The sequence below is a fragment of the Pseudomonas sp. UW4 genome (assembly GCF_000316175.1).
GTDB lineage: Bacteria > Pseudomonadota > Gammaproteobacteria > Pseudomonadales > Pseudomonadaceae > Aquipseudomonas > Aquipseudomonas laurylsulfatiphila.
On the sequence record NC_019670.1, the window covers coordinates 199,568 to 214,567 of the forward strand.

Genomic DNA, 15,000 nt, shown 5'->3' on the forward strand with positions numbered 1-15,000 from the left:
GTGTTTCGAAAAAAAGATCCTTCCTACGGTACAAGGGAAAATAGACGTCTTCTCTCATCCCGGCAAATCACGCGCCGTTCAATCCGGCCAATACCATGCCGGCTCATCCAGCATGCGCTGGCCCACGATCCCGGTCTGGCCAAGATTCTTCTCCAGCACGATGCAGTTGCAGTCCGGGTCCTCCTGCAACGCCGAAATCAAGCGCCGGGCATGGGACACCACCCACACCTGGCAGTGCGCCGAGGCACGGATGATCAAGCGTGCCAGTGCCGGCAGCAGGTCCGGATGCAGGCTGGTTTCCGGCTCGTTCAGCACCATCAGTGTCGGCGGCCGAGGCGTCAGCAGCGCGGCGACCAGCAGCAAGTAACGCAAGGTTCCGTCCGACAGCTCGGCGGCTGACAGCGGCCGCAACAAACCTTCCTGAAAGAACTCGATGGCGAAGCGTCCACCGGGCAGGGGGTCGATGTTCAGTCGTGCGCCGGGGAAGGCGTCGCTGATCGCCGCCCGCAAGGCGTCGGGATCGCCGATTTCGATAATCGTCTGCAAGGCCGCCGCCAAGTCTCGTCCGTCGTGATGCAGCACCGGCGTGCGAGTGCCCAGTTGCGGTTGACGCGCCGGGGCGTCGGCATCGCTGCGAAAATGATCGTAAAAGCGCCAGCGGCGGATGAACTCGCGCATCTCCAGCACTTCAGGCGAACCGCGCAGGCTGCCGACCTGATCGAACAGGCTGTCGAACGTCGGCGTGTGCTGCGCCAGCACATCCCACTTGCGCTCGGCGCGGGCGCGGATCATCGGGCCGTCACGATCGACCAGCAGACTGGCCGGGCGGTAGAACGCGCCTGCCCACAGGCATTCGCGTTTGATCTGCGGGTCGAGGCTGAAATAGGACGGGATCGGCGAGCTGTGCCCGGGCAGCATGAAATGGCCATTGGAATCGGGAAGGCCGAGGCTGATCGAGTAGCCGAAATCCTCTCCCGCAAACCCCAGGCGCAGGCGCTTGACGCCTTGGCGCACAGTGGGCTCGATGGCGACTTCGCCGGTGCGCATGCGCCGGGAGAGGGTTTCCGGGCCGGCCCAGAAGGTCGAATCCAGCCCGCCTTCACGGGCCAAGGCATTGACCACGCCGCCGTGGGCGGTTTCCGCCAGCAGGCGCAGCGCACGGTACAGGTTGGACTTGCCGCTGCCGTTGGGGCCGGTGATCAGATTCAGTCGGCCCAGCGGGATCACCAGTTTGTTGATCGAGCGGTAGTTGGCTACCGCGAGCGTGTTGAGCATGTGGGGTCCTGTGGCGGGGTCGAGCGACGCCCATTGTCCGCTACGGGCAGGTGTCTGGGGCAAGTGTTCTGGACGTAAGGCCGGGTGAATTTTTTCTTCATAAGACGCTCGTGCAAGGTTGCTGTCCTGTTCTAAGCTCTCTGTCGTGCTGTACATGAAAAAGGCCAAGGAGTTTGCATGGTGGTTCCCGGATTCAAAGTAGTCATGGCCTTGAGTGTCGTCACCCTGCTGACGGCTTGCGACCAGAAAAAACCCGTACAGGAATACCTGCCACGGGTGTTCGTGCAAGTCGTCAAGCCGACGGACTACGCGGCCCCGGTTACCCTCACCGGTGATATTCAGGCGCGGATACAGACGGAGCTGTCTTTCCGTGTGGGTGGCAAGATCATCCAGCGTTCGGTTGACGTCGGCGATCGAGTGACCGCCAAGCAAGTGCTGGCCCGGCTCGACCCCAAGGACTTGCAGAGCAACGTCGACTCGGCCCAGGCGCAAGTGGCCGCCGAACAGGCGCGGGTGAAGCAGAACGCGGCGGCATTCGTACGCCAGCAAAAACTCTTGCCCAAGGGTTATACCAGCCAGAGTGAATATGACTCGGCCCAGGCCGCTTTGAACAGCAGCCAGAGCGCCCTGAGCGCTGCCCAGGCGCAGCTGGCCAATGCCAAGGATCAGTTGAGCTATACGGCGCTGATCGCCGATGCGCCGGGGATCATTACCGAGCGCCAGGCGGAGGTCGGCCAGGTGGTTCAGGCGACGATGCCGATCTTCAGCCTGGCCCGTGACGGCGACCGCGATGCAGTGTTCAACGTTTATGAATCCCTGCTGGCCGAGAAACCGAGCGATGACACCATTGTCCTGAGCCTGCTCGACAACCCGGCGATCAAAACCACCGGCACTGTGCGTGAAATCACCCCGGCGGTGTCGGCGCAATCCGGTACCGTGCAGGTCAAGATCGGCCTCAACAGTCTGCCCGACGGCATGCAATTGGGCTCGGTGGTGAGTGCCACGGCCAAGGGGTCGGGCAAGTCGGTCATCGAGTTGCCGTGGTCGGCGCTGACCAAAAACATCAGTGAACCCGCTGTGTGGATTGTCGACGACAAGGGCAAGGCCCAGTTGCATTCGGTCACAGTCGGCCGCTACCTGACCGGCAAGGTCATCATCAGCGGCGGGTTGAAAGACGGCGACAAAGTCATCATCGCGGGCGGCCAACTCTTGCACCCTGACATGGACGTCGAGATTGCCGAAGACACTAACAAGGATCTGACGTGGGGAGCCAAGCCATGAAGCCTTTATGGGCGTTGTCCATCGGGCTGGTGCTGAGCGCCTGTTCCGAAAGCGAACCACCGCCGGCACCGGTACGACCGGTGTTGTCGATCAAGGTCCAGACCTTGAACGAAGAGGACCTGGGCCGCTTCGCCGGCAGCATCCAGGCGCGTTATGAAAGCAATACCGGCTTCCGCGTGGGCGGGCGGATCGCCAGCCGTAACGTCGATGTCGGCACCGAAGTGGAAAAGGGGACACTGCTCGCCACCCTCGATCCTTCCGATCAGCAGAACCAATTGCGTTCGGCCCAGGGCGACCTGGCGAAAATCCAGGCGCAACTGATCAATGCCAAGGCCAGTGCCCAGCGTCAACAAGCCCTGTTCGATCGCGGGGTCGGCGCGCAAGCGCAACTCGACGCAGCCAACACGGACCTGAAAACCACCCAGGCCTCCCTCGATCAGGCCCGGGCGGCCGTCAGCCAGAGCAAAGACCAATTGGGCTACACCGAACTGCGTGCCGACCATAAAGCCGTGGTCACCGCGTGGAGCGCCGAGGCCGGGCAAGTGGTGACGGCGGGTCAGCAAGTGGTGACCCTGGCGCAACCGGACATCAAGGAAGCGGTGATCGACCTGCCCGATACCCTCGTTGATCAGTTGCCCAGCGATGTGGTGTTTCAGGTTGCTGCGCAACTGGATCCGAGCATCAACACCACCGCTGTCATCCGTGAAATCGAACCCCAGGCTCAAAGCGCGACACGCACCCGTCGTGCCCGCCTGACCCTGGCCGAAACGCCACAGGGCTTCCGTTTGGGCACGGCCATCAGCGTCACCCTGAGCACGGCGGTCAAGCCGCGCATCGAGTTGCCTGTCACCGCGCTGCAGGAGGTCGATGGCAAGCCGCGCATCTGGGTGATCGACGCGCAGAGTAAAACCGTCTCCCCCCGTGACGTCACCGTGATCAGCCGCACCGACAGCACCGTGGTGCTGTCAGACGGCGTGAAGAACGGCGAGCGGGTGGTCAGTGCCGGTGTCAACAGCCTCAAACCGGGGCAGCAAGTGAAAATCGACGAGGACAGTCAATGAAAGGGCCTTTCAACCTCTCGGAATGGGCCCTCAAGCATCAGTCGTTCATCTGGTATCTGATGTTCGTCGCGTTGCTGATGGGTGTGTTCTCGTATTTCAACCTGGGGCGCGAAGAAGACCCGTCGTTCACCATCAAAACCATGGTGATCCAGAGCAAATGGCCGGGAGCGACCCAGGAGGAAACCCTCAAGCAGATCACCGACAGGATCGAGAAAAAGCTCGAAGAGCTCGACTCCCTCGACTACGTGAAAAGCTACACACGCCCCGGCGAATCGACGGTGTACGTGTACCTGCGCGACACCACCGGTGCCAAGGACATCCCGGAAATCTGGTACCAGGTGCGCAAGAAGATCAACGACATCAAATACCAGTTCCCGCAAGGCATACAGGGGCCGTCGTTCAACGACGAGTTCGGTGACGTCTTCGGGTCGATCTACGCCTTCACCGCCGACGGCCTGACCCAGCGTCAGTTGCGCGACTACGTGGAACAGGCCCGCATGGAGATTCGCGGTGTGCCGGGGCTGGGCAAGATCGAAATGGTCGGCCAGCAGGACGAAGTGCTGTACCTGAACTTCTCCACGCGCAAACTCGCCGCGCTCGGCATCGATGAGCGTCAGGTGGTGCAGAGCCTGCAATCTCAGAACGCGGTGACCCCGGCGGGTGTCATCGAGGCCGGGCCAGAGCGGATTTCGGTGCGCACGTCAGGCAAGTTCGCTTCGGAGAAAGACCTGGCCGAGGTCAACCTCAAGCTCAACGACCGCTACTATCGTCTGGCCGACGTTGCCGAAATCAGCCGGGGCTACGTCGATCCGGCCTCGCCGGAATTCCGCTTCAACGGCAAACCGGCCATCGGCTTGGCGATTGCCATGCAAAAAGGGGGCAACGTCCAGGCGTTCGGCAAGGCCTTGCACGCCCGTATTGACGAGTTGACCGCCGACCTGCCGGTGGGCGTCGGCATTTACAACGTGTCCGACCAGGCCGTGGTGGTCGAAGAGGCGGTCGGCGGCTTTACCAGCGCGCTGTTCGAGGCGGTGGTGATCGTGCTGGTGGTGAGCTTCGTCAGCCTTGGCGTGCGCGCCGGGCTGGTGGTGGCCTGCTCGATCCCGCTGGTGCTGGCGATGGTGTTCGTGTTCATGGAGTACAGCGGCATCACCATGCAGCGGATTTCCCTCGGTGCACTGATCATCGCCCTCGGCCTGCTGGTGGACGATGCGATGATCACCGTGGAGATGATGGTGACGCGCCTGGAGTTGGGCGAGACCAAGGAACAGGCGGCAACCTTCGCCTACACCTCCACGGCGTTCCCGATGCTCACCGGTACGCTGGTGACGGTGGCGGGCTTCGTGCCGATCGGCTTGAACGCCAGCTCGGCCGGTGAATACACCTACACCCTGTTTGCGGTGATTGCCTGTGCGATGCTGGTGTCGTGGGTGGTGGCGGTTCTGTTTGCGCCGGTCATCGGCGTGCATATTCTCAGCACCAAAGTGAAACCCCATGAAGGCGAACCCGGGCGCATCGGCAAGGCGTTCAACGGCGGGCTGCTGTGGTGCATGCGCAATCGCTGGTGGGCCATCGGCATTACGGTGCTGTGTTTTGTGCTGGCGCTGTTTTGCATGCGCTTCGTGCAGAACCAGTTCTTCCCGTCTTCGGACCGACCGGAAATCCTGGTGGACCTGAACCTGCCGCAAAACGCCTCGATCGACGAAACCCGCCGGGCTGTCGATCGCCTCGAAGCCACGCTCAAGGACGACCCGGACATCGAGCGCTGGAGCACCTACATCGGTCAGGGCGCCATCCGTTTTTATCTGCCACTGGACCAGCAACTGCAGAACCCGTTCTACGCGCAGTTGGTGATCGTCAGCAAAGGCCATTCCCGTGAGGCCATGATGCACAAGCTTCGCGAGCGCTTGCGCAACGACTTCGTCGGCATCGGCAGTTATGTCCAGGCACTGGAAATGGGTCCGCCGGTAGGGCGTCCGATCCAGTACCGGATCAGCGGCAAGGACATCGATCAGGTGCGCCGACATGCCATCGACCTGGCCACTGAGCTGGACAAGAACCCGCACGTGGGCGAGATCATCTACGACTGGAACGAACCGGGCAAAGTGCTGCGCATCGACATCGCCCAGGACAAGGCGCGGCAGTTGGGGTTGTCTTCCGAGGATGTGGCCAACCTGATGAACGGCATCGTCAGCGGCCAGTCGGTGACTCAGGTCGATGACGACATTTACCTGATCAACGTGGTTGGTCGTGCGGTGGATTCCGAGCGTGGAACGCCGGAAACCCTGCAGAACCTGCAAATCGTCACGCCGAACGGCACGTCGATTCCTCTGCTGGCGTTCGCCACGGTGCGCTACGAACTGGAGCAGCCGCTGGTGTGGCGTCGCGATCGCCTGCCGACCATCACCATCAAGGCGGCGATACGCGACGAGATCCAGCCGACGGACCTGGTGAAAATCCTCAAGCCGTCCATCGACGCGTTCGCAGCCAAACTGCCGGCGGGCTACAAGGTCGCCACCGGTGGTACGGTGGAGGAGAGCGGCAAGGCCCAGGGCCCGATTGCCAAGGTTGTGCCGCTGATGCTGTTCCTGATGGCGACCTTCCTGATGATCCAGCTGCACAGCGTGCAGAAGCTGTTCCTGGTGGCCAGCGTCGCGCCGCTGGGGCTGATCGGCGTGGTGATCGCGCTGGTGCCGACAGGGACGCCCATGGGCTTTGTGGCGATCCTCGGGATTCTCGCGTTGATCGGTATCATCATCCGTAACTCGGTGATCCTGGTGACCCAGATCGAGGAGTACGAGCAGAAGGGTTATGCGCCGTGGGATGCAGTGGTGCAGGCCACCGAGCATCGGCGTCGTCCGATCCTGCTGACCGCGGCGGCGGCGAGCCTGGGGATGATCCCGATTGCCCGGGAAGTGTTCTGGGGGCCGATGGCCTACGCGATGATCGGCGGGATCGTCATCGCCACCTTGCTGACGCTGCTGTTTTTGCCGGCGCTGTATGTGGCCTGGTACAAGATTCGCGAGCCGAAGAAAGAGGCTGTTTAAAAAGCGAGCGCTTCGCGCTCATCGCGAGCAAGCTCGCTCCCACAGTTGACCGCGATTAACTGTGGGAGCGAGCTTGCTCGCGATGGCGTCGGGACTGACTACACAGCTTTACGCCACACACTCGCCAACCACGGCTGCTGCTCCCGCGGCAGCCCGGCCGGCCGGTAGTAATGCTCCAACTCCACAAAACCCGCCTCGATCAGCAACTGCTGCCAGGCCGCCAGGTCGTGATAGGCCCCATAACGCGGCCCGTTCCAGCCTTCCTGATTCTCGCCACGGGGATTGGAACTGAACAACACCCCACCCGGTTTCAGCGTTCCCCACAACTGCTTCAGCACCCGTGGTAGTTCCTGACGCGGAACATGAAACAACACTGCATTGGCAAAGATCCCGTCGAAACGCTCGGCCGGTAGATCGAGCTTCAGAAAGTCCTGCTGCCATACCTCGCAACCACTGTCGTCCCGGGCCATCTGCGCGAATTTTTCCGAACCGTCGAGACCGACGGCTGTGTGGCCCATGCGGGTGAAGGTTTGCAGATCACGACCGGGTCCGCAGCCGAAGTCGAGAATGTCGAAAGGCGCATCGCCCTGAATATGCCGCAACAGGGCATCGATGTTCTGGCTGACGTCGTGATCGCGCGTCCCTTCACGGAAACTTTCGGCCACCGCGTTGTAGTGGCCCAGGGTCGTGGTGGTGATCTGTTCGAGGTCGTCGGGTGTTTGCTTCATGGTCGGCTGCGCAGGCAATTTGGATTCACCGAATATACGCCATGGTGCCGGGGGCTGCTGCGCAGCCCATCGCGAGCAGGCTCGCTCCCACAGATATCCACGGTCAACTGTGGGAGCGAGCTTGCTCGCGATGGCGGTGGCACAGACAACCGATGATTAAAGTCAGACTCAGCCCTTTTTCATCCCCAAACACTCAATGGAGTGATCCACCATCGCCTTGGCAATCTCCAGCAAGTGCCAGATCGAATACACCATCGCCCGGTCGGCCCCCTTGAGCTGGTCGCCACACTGATACGCCGTGACCGAAGCACAGCGCAGCAGATCGGCGACATAGAGTTGGGTGTCTTCGAAGCTCACGTCCTTGCTGACGTTGTAGAAGCGCATTTCATCGGGTGGTGCGGGTTGCTTGCCGGTGAGGTGGAAATCGATGGCGCGGTAGAGCGCTGAGCGATCCCTGAGCGGGTCTTCGGTGGGGGGTTCGGGGGGATCGGGAACGGATTTTTCCATGAGTGTTACTCCTATTGCTGCATGGGAGCCATCACTTATCGCCTACTAAACGATTGGGTGGCGGCTGTACGCAGGTTAGTAGGCCGGTCAATAGGAAAACCGGTGCACCCGAAGGTACCCCACGCACAGCCACCATATTCTGCATGCGGCAAAATTTGCCGGACATGAGCATGGAATCGCTATGCGCCTATTGTTCCGGGCTACTAAACCCGATCACTGATGAGCAGTGACGGACCGAGACTAGCCACGGGAATTGGCAGGCGCAAGCGAGCGAAATGATCTAGGAAATGTCCTGCAAAGGAAAGGGAGCGAGCCTGCAAAACCGCTGATTTTCCTGTACGAAAACTTCCCTCCGAAGACCAATGATGACCTGTGGCAAGTGAGCTTTTGTGGCGAGGGGGCTTGCCCCCGCTGGGCTGCGAAGCGGCCCTAAAACCATTCAATGAGGTGTGCCAGAAAAAAAGAGACCGCAGGTTTTGCGACTGCTGCGCAGTCGAACGGGGGCAAGCCCCCTCGCCACAAAGAGTGTTCACAACATGCCTACCGCTTGTTGAGGCCCCGAGCCAACCGATCCCCACCCAACTGAATCACCGCCACCAACGCCACCAACAACACAATCACCGTCAGCATGATCTGGCTATCAAACCGCTGATACCCATACCGATAGGCAATATCCCCTAACCCGCCCGCACCAATCGCCCCGGCCATGGCCGATGAGTTGATCATCGTCACCAGGGTAATCGTGAACCCGCCGACAATCCCCGGCAGTGCTTCCGGCAACAACACATGCCAAACAATGTGCCAGCGCCGGCAGCCCATGGCTTGCGCCGCTTCGATCAATCCATGATCGACCTCGCGCAAGCTGACTTCGGCAATGCGCGCAAAGAATGGCGTGGCCGCGATGGTCAACGGCACCACGGCCGCCCAAACGCCATACGTGGTGCCGACGATGAGACGAGTGAACGGAATCAACGCCACCATCAAAATCAGGAACGGAATCGAGCGAAACAGGTTCACGAACGCGCCCAGTGCACGGTTCAGCGCCGGGGCTTCGTAGATGCCACCCTTGGAGCTGGTGACCAGGATCACTGCCAGCGGAATGCCCGCCAACAGCGCGATGAGCGACGACACGCCGACCATCAAAAACGTGTCGATAAAGCCCTGCAGCAAGCGATCAAACCACATAACCCAGCACCTCCACCTGTTGCGCCCATTGGCTGGCGCGTTGACGCAATTCTTCGGCACCGAGGGGGGAGCCCGTCACCGCCAGCAGCAGTTGCCCGAGGGCATGCCCCTGTATCCGTTCCACGCCGCCTTGCAGCAATCGCACTCGGCCTCCGAGGGCGCTGAACAGTGCCGCCAGGTCCGGCTCGTCGCGTTGGTTGCCGGTGAACTGCAAGCGCAGGACCACGGCGGCATCCGGGGCGTTCGATTGCGGCTGCAAAAGGCTTTGCAGCTCTTGCGGCAATGCGTGTTGCAACGGCGCCAGCAGCGTCTTGCTGACCTCATGCTGTGGATTGCCGAAGACTTCCCACACCGGCCCTTGCTCGACGATGCGCCCGTGTTCGAGGACGACTACGCGATCACAGATCTCGCGGATCACCGCCATCTCGTGGGTGATCAGCACAATGGTCAGGCCCAGGCGTTGATTGATCTCGCGCAGCAGGCCTAGGATCGATTGCGTGGTTTCCGGGTCCAGTGCCGAGGTGGCTTCGTCGCACAGCAGGATTTGCGGGTCATGCACCAGCGCCCGGGCAATGCCCACGCGCTGTTTCTGCCCGCCGGATAGCTGCGCCGGGTAAGCCTTGTGTTTGGCTTGCAAGCCGACCAGTTCCAGCAGCTCACGGACTTTCTGCTCGCGTTGTTCCTTGGGCACACCGGCGACTTTCAGCGGCAACTCGACGTTCTGCCAAACGGTCTTGGCCGACATCAGATTGAAGTGCTGGAAGATCATGCCAATGCGCCGACGCAACGCCACCAAGCGGTCTTCGTCGAATTCGCCGATGTCGACCTGATCGATCAGCACCCGACCGCTGCTCGGTTGCTCCAGGCGATTGATGGTACGAATCAGTGACGACTTGCCGGCGCCGCTGCGGCCGATGATGCCGAACACTTCGCCGCGCTGGATCGCCAGGTCGATGCCGTGCAACGCGGCCACCGGGCCTTGTTGGCCGTTGTAGGTTTTGCCCAGGCCGATGAAGCGCACGTGGGCATGGTTGAGTTCGGGATGCAGCTCGGTGCGCTCGGCGCTTTGCGGCTCTGGAATCTCCAGTCGCCGTTGGATGGCGGCGGTCATGCTCAGCTTTCCCAACCGGCTTGGTAGAGCTTGCCGTGAGCCTTATCCAGTGCGGCGCGCACCGCGGGTGAGTGCTGGTAGATGTCGACGAACTTGATCAGGCGCGGGTCGGTTTTGCTCTTCGGCTGGATCACGAACTGAATCACGTACTCCTTGTGATCGAGGCCGTCGAACAGCAGCGCTGAGCCCGCATCGAAGGTTTTCGACAAGCGAATGTAGGCCGGGTAGCCCTGCACCAGATCGGCATCGTCATAGGCGCGTACCAGTTGCACGGCTTCGACCTGGAGGATCTTGATTTTCTTCGGGTTGGCGATGATGTCTTCTTCGGTGGCCTTGTAGCCGACACCGGGCTTGAGGGTGATCAGGCCGGCCTTGGCCAGCAGTTGCAAGCCTCGACCGCTGTTGATCGGGTCGTTGGCGATGGCCACGCTGGCGCCTTGCGGCAGTTCGTCGAAACTTTTGTATTTCTTCGAGTAGAGGCCGACGTTGTTGATGATCCCGGGCGCGAACGGCACCAGGTCGAAACCCGAGGCGGCCTTGGCGTTTTCCAGGAACGGGATGTGCTGGAAGTAGTTCACGTCGATATCGCCGGCGGCGAGGCTGACGTTCGGCGCGATCCAGTCTGTGAACTCCACCAGCTCGACTTTCAGGCCTTGTTTGGAAGCCTCTTCGACGGCTGCTTCAAGGGGAATGGCGAACGCGGCGGTGGTGCCGATTTTCAGCGGCGCGTCGGCGGCGAAAACCGCAGAGCTGAACAGGCCGAGGGCCAGGGCCAGTGCTTTGACTGGGTGAGAGAGGTAGTGCTTTTTCATGATGAGTTATCCAGTCAGTGCATAAGGTTTGTGTTGTTTGGTCGGGCCTCTTCGCGAGCAGGCTCGCTCCCACAATGGATCTCGGGTGATCACTCAGTCCCTGTGGGAGCTAGCCTGCTCGCGAAGCTTTTTTAGCGGCGGTAAGCCGAGCCCGTATGTTGCTCAGGCAGATGCGCCTCCCGCTGAAACAGCTTTTCGCGCAAGGTGCCGCTGTCGTACGCAGTCTTGTACGACCCCCGCCGTTGCAACTCGGGAATCACCAGCTCGATGAAATCCTCATAGCTTTCCGGGGTGACGATGCGGGTCAGGTTGAAGCCATCCAGCCCGGTTTCGGCGATCCACGATTCCAGCTCATCCGCCACTTGCTGCGGTGAGCCGACCACGGTGATGTAGCGACCGCCGAGGGCGTGTTGTTCGAGCAATTTGCGCCGGGTCCAGTCGTTGTTTTGCAGGTGTTTGGTGGCGGACTGGATCGCGTTGCTCTTCACGTACTGGATCGGTTCGTCGATTTCATAGTGGGAAAAATCGATCCCGGTGGACGCCGAAAAGTGCGCCACGCCGGCCTCGGCACTGGCGTAGCTCAGGTACTCGGCGTGCTTGGCCCAGGCCAGCTCTTCGGTGGCGCCGACGATCACATTCAGGCCCATGAACACCTTGATGTCCTCGGGATTGCGCCCGGCTTCGACGGCACTGGCACGGACCTTGTCCACCTGAGCCTTGGTCGACGCCTTGTTCTGGCCACTGATGAACACGCACTCGGCATGCCTCCCGGCGAACAGCAAACCGCGATCCGAACTGCCGGCCTGGAACAGCACCGGCGTGCGCTGGGGCGAGGGTTCGCAGAGGTGATAGCCCTCGACCTGATAGAACTCGCCCTTGTGTTCGACCTTGTGCACTTTCTCGGGCTGCGCATAGATCCGCTGCTGTGGATCGTTCAGCACCGCACCGTTTTCCCAGCTGCCTTCCAGGAGTTTGTAGAGCACCTCCAGGTACTCGTCGGCCTGGTCGTAGCGGCGGTCATGCTCGACCTGTTCGCTCAGACCCATGGCCTTGGCGGCACTGTCGAGGTAGCCGGTGACAATGTTCCAGCCGACCCGGCCACGGCTGAGGTGATCCAGCGTCGACAGGCGTCTGGCGAACAGGTACGGCGCTTCGTAGGTGAGGTTGGCGGTCAGGCCGAAACCGAGGTTTTTCGTCACCACAGCCATGGCTGAAACCAGCAACAGCGGGTCGTTGACCGGCAGCTGGATCGACTCTTTCAACGGCACGTCCACCGAGTTCTGGTAGACGTCGTAGACCCCGACGATGTCGGCGATGAACAGGCCGTCGAACAGCCCGCGCTCAAGCAATTGCGCCAGTTCGGTCCAGTATTCGATCGTGTTGTAGCGGGTGGACGTGTCGCGCGGGTGCGTCCACAAACCGTGGTTGATGTGCCCGATGCAGTTCATGTTGAAGGCATTGAGCAGGATCTTCTTTTTAGCCATTCAGATGGTCCCCCGCAGTGGCGGGTTTTCATCGTTGAGGTAGTAGTTGCCCACGGCGTGGTACTTCCAGCGCACCGGGTCGTGCAGGGTGTGCACCCGGGCGTTGCGCCAGTGGCGGTCGAGACCGTGTTCGATCAAGGTCGCTTGGCTGCCGGCCAGTTCGAACAGCGTGCTGCCGGCTGCCAGGGAGATTTCGGTGCTCAGGGCGCGGGCTTCGGCGACGGCAATCGACGCGGCTGCGACGGTCTCGGCATTTGTGTCGGCCTGGGCGTTGTCGAGGTATTCGCCGGCACGCTCCAGCAGTGCCTCGGCGGCGTGCAGGCGGAGGCTCAGGTGACCGAAGCTCTTGAGGGTCAGTGGATCGTCCGTGGCTTTTTCGTGGGTGGCGTCGATCCATGGCCGGGTTTTGCTGCGCACAAAGTGCAGCGCATCTTCGTACGCGGCGCGGGCGATACCGGTGTCGATGGCGGCATGGAGAATCTGCGCCAGCGGGCCGACCGGGGTCGGGCGTTCGAAGGCGCTTTGAAAGGGGATGACATCTTCGGCCGCGACGTAGACGTCTTCGAACACCACCGAACCGCTGCCGGTGGTGCGCTGGCCGAAGCCGCTCCAGTCGTCAATTACGGTGAGGCCCTTGCTGTTGCGCGGAACGAACGCCAGTTGCTGCACACCGTTTTCATCCACCACCGAGGTGGGAATGCGCTGGGCGTAAATCGCGCCCGTGGCGTAGAACTTGCGACCATTGATGCGATAGCCGCTGCCATCGCGGGTCAGGCTGGTGATGCGATCGTGGGCGGTTTTGGTTCCGAGCTCGGCCAACGCATTGCCGAAGCGCTGGCCGGCCAGCACTTCGGCATAAAGACGTTTTTTCTGCTCATGGCTGCCGTTCACGCGCAGCACTTCGAGGGCATAAAAATGGTTCTGCGGAATTTGCCCCAGCGAGCCGTCGGCCTGGGCGATCAGAGCGATGACCTTGGCCAGGGTGACGTTGGAAACACCGGCGCCGCCATATTCCTTTGGCACGCTGATGCCCCAAAGGCCCGAGCGGGAAAACACCTCCAGTTCGGGGTGTGGCAAACGGCGTTCACGGTCGCGTGTGGCGCTGTCACGTTTGAAATCTTCGGCCAGATCGCTGGCGACAATCAGGGCTTGCTCATCGCTGGTGATGACCGCGACGGGGTGAGAAATGCTCATGTGCTTCTCCAGATGTCTGGTCGTTAAATCCAGGAATGACGATTAGGCAGCGTGCCGTTGAGGCGATAGGCGCCGATGGCGTGATACTTCCAGCGCACCGGATCGTGCAGGGTGTGCACCCGGGCATTGCGCCAGTGGCGGTCGAGGTTGAATTCGGCGAGGGTGGCGCGGCTGCCGGCCAGTTCGAACAGCTTTTCGCTGGCCAGCAACGAAATCTCGGTGGTCAGCACTTTGGCTTCGGCCACGGCAATCGAGGCGCGGGCGGCGGATTCGGCGCTGAGCGGTGCGGTGCTGACTTCATCGAGCACCTGCCCGGCCTTGCGCAGCAGCGCTTCGGCGGCGTGCAGTTCGATTTTCAGCTTGCCGATATCGGCGATCACATACAGGTCATCGCTAGCCCGCTCGACCTTGGCGTCGATCCATGGCCGGGCGCGGGTTTTCACGAAGTCGATGGCGTCGTCGATGGCGCCCCGGGCGATACCGGCGTCGATGGCCGCCTGAATCAGTTGGGAGACGGCGCCCTGGATGTTAGGCGTGTCGTTGATGCGCCAGTTTTCCACCACCAGTTCGGGATCGACCTGCACATTGTTGAGCAAAATCGTGCCGCTGGCGGTAGTGCGCTGACCAAAGCCGGACCAGTCATCGACGATGCGCAATCCCGGCGTGCCGCGACGGATGAACGCCAGCACTTGTTTGCCGTCGTCGTTCAATGCCTTGACCGCCACCCAATGGGCAAACAGTGCACCGGTGGAATAGAACTTCTGGCCGTTGAGGACGCCGTCAGCGGTGATGCGCGCTTTCAGTTCCAGGGTATTTTTGGTGCCGCGTTCCGGCCCGGCATTGCCGATGCGCCAGCCATCCAGGACGCTTTTGAACAGTTGCCTTTTCTGCGCTTCGGTGGCGCTGCCGAGGATCAGGTTAAGAATGCCGAACTGGTTTTGCGGTATCTGCCCAAGCGCCGGGTCGGCGGCGGAAATGATCGCGAAGACCTCGGCCAGGGTGACGAACGAAACCTGCGGGCCACCGTACTCGCGGGGGATGGAAATGCTGCCCAGGCCGCTGCGGGTGAACTGTTCGATTTCAGACCATGGGAGCTTGCGCAACTGGTCACGCTTGGCCGCTTGCAGGCGCGCAACGTGCGCCAGTTCGTGGGCCGCCTTGATGGCTTGGGCGTCGTTGCGCAAGACTTGTGCGGGCAACAACAACGGGGCGATGTCCAGGTCACTCTGGACGATTGCATCTGCCAGACTGGACATCAGTGCCACTCCTTGGCTGCTCGCAATGCCCTGGCGATCTGCACTGGGGTGATTGTGTT

The 15,000-nt window shown here is 61.4% G+C and carries 12 protein-coding genes; 3 read left to right on the forward strand and 9 right to left on the reverse strand.

The genetic code is table 11. The features are described from left to right. Positions 1-78: 78 nt before the first annotated feature. Complete coding sequence (locus tag PPUTUW4_RS00920) at positions 79-1,275, reverse strand: AAA family ATPase (RefSeq protein ID WP_015092996.1); 1,197 nt, start codon at positions 1,273-1,275, stop codon at positions 79-81. A gap of 177 nt (positions 1,276-1,452) precedes the next feature. On the opposite strand from PPUTUW4_RS00920, the gene PPUTUW4_RS00925 reads away from it, so the two are divergent. From PPUTUW4_RS00925 to PPUTUW4_RS00935, 3 genes are read left to right on the forward strand one after another with little or no spacing between them, the layout of a single operon-like run. Further along, on the forward strand, positions 1,453-2,556 hold the full coding sequence (locus PPUTUW4_RS00925; protein ID WP_015092997.1) for an efflux RND transporter periplasmic adaptor subunit: 1,104 nt from the start codon (positions 1,453-1,455) through the stop codon (positions 2,554-2,556). After that, complete coding sequence (locus PPUTUW4_RS00930; RefSeq protein WP_015092998.1) at positions 2,553-3,617, forward strand: efflux RND transporter periplasmic adaptor subunit; 1,065 nt, start codon at positions 2,553-2,555, stop codon at positions 3,615-3,617. The genes PPUTUW4_RS00925 and PPUTUW4_RS00930 overlap by 4 nt, the downstream gene beginning before the upstream one ends. After that, positions 3,614-6,664 (forward strand): efflux RND transporter permease subunit, encoded by a 3,051-nt coding sequence (locus PPUTUW4_RS00935; RefSeq protein ID WP_015092999.1) that lies wholly within the window; start codon positions 3,614-3,616, stop codon positions 6,662-6,664. The genes PPUTUW4_RS00930 and PPUTUW4_RS00935 overlap by 4 nt, the downstream gene beginning before the upstream one ends. 98 nt (positions 6,665-6,762) lie before the next feature. On the opposite strand, the gene PPUTUW4_RS00940 is transcribed toward PPUTUW4_RS00935, so the two are convergent. The 8 genes from PPUTUW4_RS00940 to PPUTUW4_RS00975 all read right to left on the reverse strand — a co-directional run bounded on the left by PPUTUW4_RS00940 (position 6,763) and on the right by PPUTUW4_RS00975 (position 14,941). Beyond that, the gene (locus tag PPUTUW4_RS00940) at positions 6,763-7,392 is read right to left on the reverse strand and encodes a class I SAM-dependent methyltransferase (protein WP_015093000.1); all 630 of its coding nucleotides are present in this window, start codon (positions 7,390-7,392) and stop codon (positions 6,763-6,765) included. Between the two features lie 168 nt (positions 7,393-7,560). Beyond that, entirely contained in the window at positions 7,561-7,899 is a 339-nt protein-coding gene (locus tag PPUTUW4_RS00945; protein WP_015093001.1) for a hypothetical protein, read from the reverse strand. Between the two features lie 540 nt (positions 7,900-8,439). After that, positions 8,440-9,084, reverse strand: coding sequence for a methionine ABC transporter permease (locus PPUTUW4_RS00950; protein ID WP_015093002.1), 645 nt, complete (start codon positions 9,082-9,084; stop codon positions 8,440-8,442). Beyond that, positions 9,074-10,195 (reverse strand): ATP-binding cassette domain-containing protein, encoded by a 1,122-nt coding sequence (locus tag PPUTUW4_RS00955; RefSeq protein WP_015093003.1) that lies wholly within the window; start codon positions 10,193-10,195, stop codon positions 9,074-9,076. Before PPUTUW4_RS00955 ends, PPUTUW4_RS00950 begins: the two co-directional genes overlap by 11 nt. 2 nt (positions 10,196-10,197) lie before the next feature. Next, complete coding sequence (locus tag PPUTUW4_RS00960; RefSeq protein ID WP_015093004.1) at positions 10,198-11,007, reverse strand: MetQ/NlpA family ABC transporter substrate-binding protein; 810 nt, start codon at positions 11,005-11,007, stop codon at positions 10,198-10,200. Positions 11,008-11,138: 131 nt separating this feature from the next. Continuing rightward, the gene (locus PPUTUW4_RS00965; protein WP_015093005.1) at positions 11,139-12,491 is read right to left on the reverse strand and encodes an LLM class flavin-dependent oxidoreductase; all 1,353 of its coding nucleotides are present in this window, start codon (positions 12,489-12,491) and stop codon (positions 11,139-11,141) included. Further along, complete coding sequence (locus tag PPUTUW4_RS00970; RefSeq protein ID WP_015093006.1) at positions 12,492-13,685, reverse strand: SfnB family sulfur acquisition oxidoreductase; 1,194 nt, start codon at positions 13,683-13,685, stop codon at positions 12,492-12,494. Positions 13,686-13,708: 23 nt separating this feature from the next. Continuing rightward, positions 13,709-14,941: an SfnB family sulfur acquisition oxidoreductase gene (locus PPUTUW4_RS00975; protein ID WP_015093007.1), complete on the reverse strand. Its 1,233-nt coding sequence runs from the start codon at positions 14,939-14,941 to the stop codon at positions 13,709-13,711. Positions 14,942-15,000 lie beyond the last annotated feature (59 nt).

Excerpts from the sequence above, each read along its gene's own strand:
- PPUTUW4_RS00970 (WP_015093006.1), bottom strand. The coding sequence starts at position 13,685 with ATGAGCATTTCTCACCCCGTCGCGGTCATCACCAGCGATGAGCAAGCC.
- PPUTUW4_RS00920 (WP_015092996.1), bottom strand. The coding sequence starts at position 1,275 with ATGCTCAACACGCTCGCGGTAGCCAACTACCGCTCGATCAACAAACTG.
- PPUTUW4_RS00965 (WP_015093005.1), bottom strand. The coding sequence starts at position 12,491 with ATGGCTAAAAAGAAGATCCTGCTCAATGCCTTCAACATGAACTGCATC.
- PPUTUW4_RS00930 (WP_015092998.1), top strand. The coding sequence starts at position 2,553 with ATGAAGCCTTTATGGGCGTTGTCCATCGGGCTGGTGCTGAGCGCCTGT.
- PPUTUW4_RS00975 (WP_015093007.1), bottom strand. The coding sequence starts at position 14,941 with ATGTCCAGTCTGGCAGATGCAATCGTCCAGAGTGACCTGGACATCGCC.
- PPUTUW4_RS00955 (WP_015093003.1), bottom strand. The coding sequence starts at position 10,195 with ATGACCGCCGCCATCCAACGGCGACTGGAGATTCCAGAGCCGCAAAGC.
- PPUTUW4_RS00960 (WP_015093004.1), bottom strand. The coding sequence starts at position 11,007 with ATGAAAAAGCACTACCTCTCTCACCCAGTCAAAGCACTGGCCCTGGCC.
- PPUTUW4_RS00935 (WP_015092999.1), top strand. The coding sequence starts at position 3,614 with ATGAAAGGGCCTTTCAACCTCTCGGAATGGGCCCTCAAGCATCAGTCG.
- PPUTUW4_RS00950 (WP_015093002.1), bottom strand. The coding sequence starts at position 9,084 with ATGTGGTTTGATCGCTTGCTGCAGGGCTTTATCGACACGTTTTTGATG.
- PPUTUW4_RS00940 (WP_015093000.1), bottom strand. The coding sequence starts at position 7,392 with ATGAAGCAAACACCCGACGACCTCGAACAGATCACCACCACGACCCTG.
- PPUTUW4_RS00925 (WP_015092997.1), top strand. The coding sequence starts at position 1,453 with ATGGTGGTTCCCGGATTCAAAGTAGTCATGGCCTTGAGTGTCGTCACC.
- PPUTUW4_RS00945 (WP_015093001.1), bottom strand. The coding sequence starts at position 7,899 with ATGGAAAAATCCGTTCCCGATCCCCCCGAACCCCCCACCGAAGACCCG.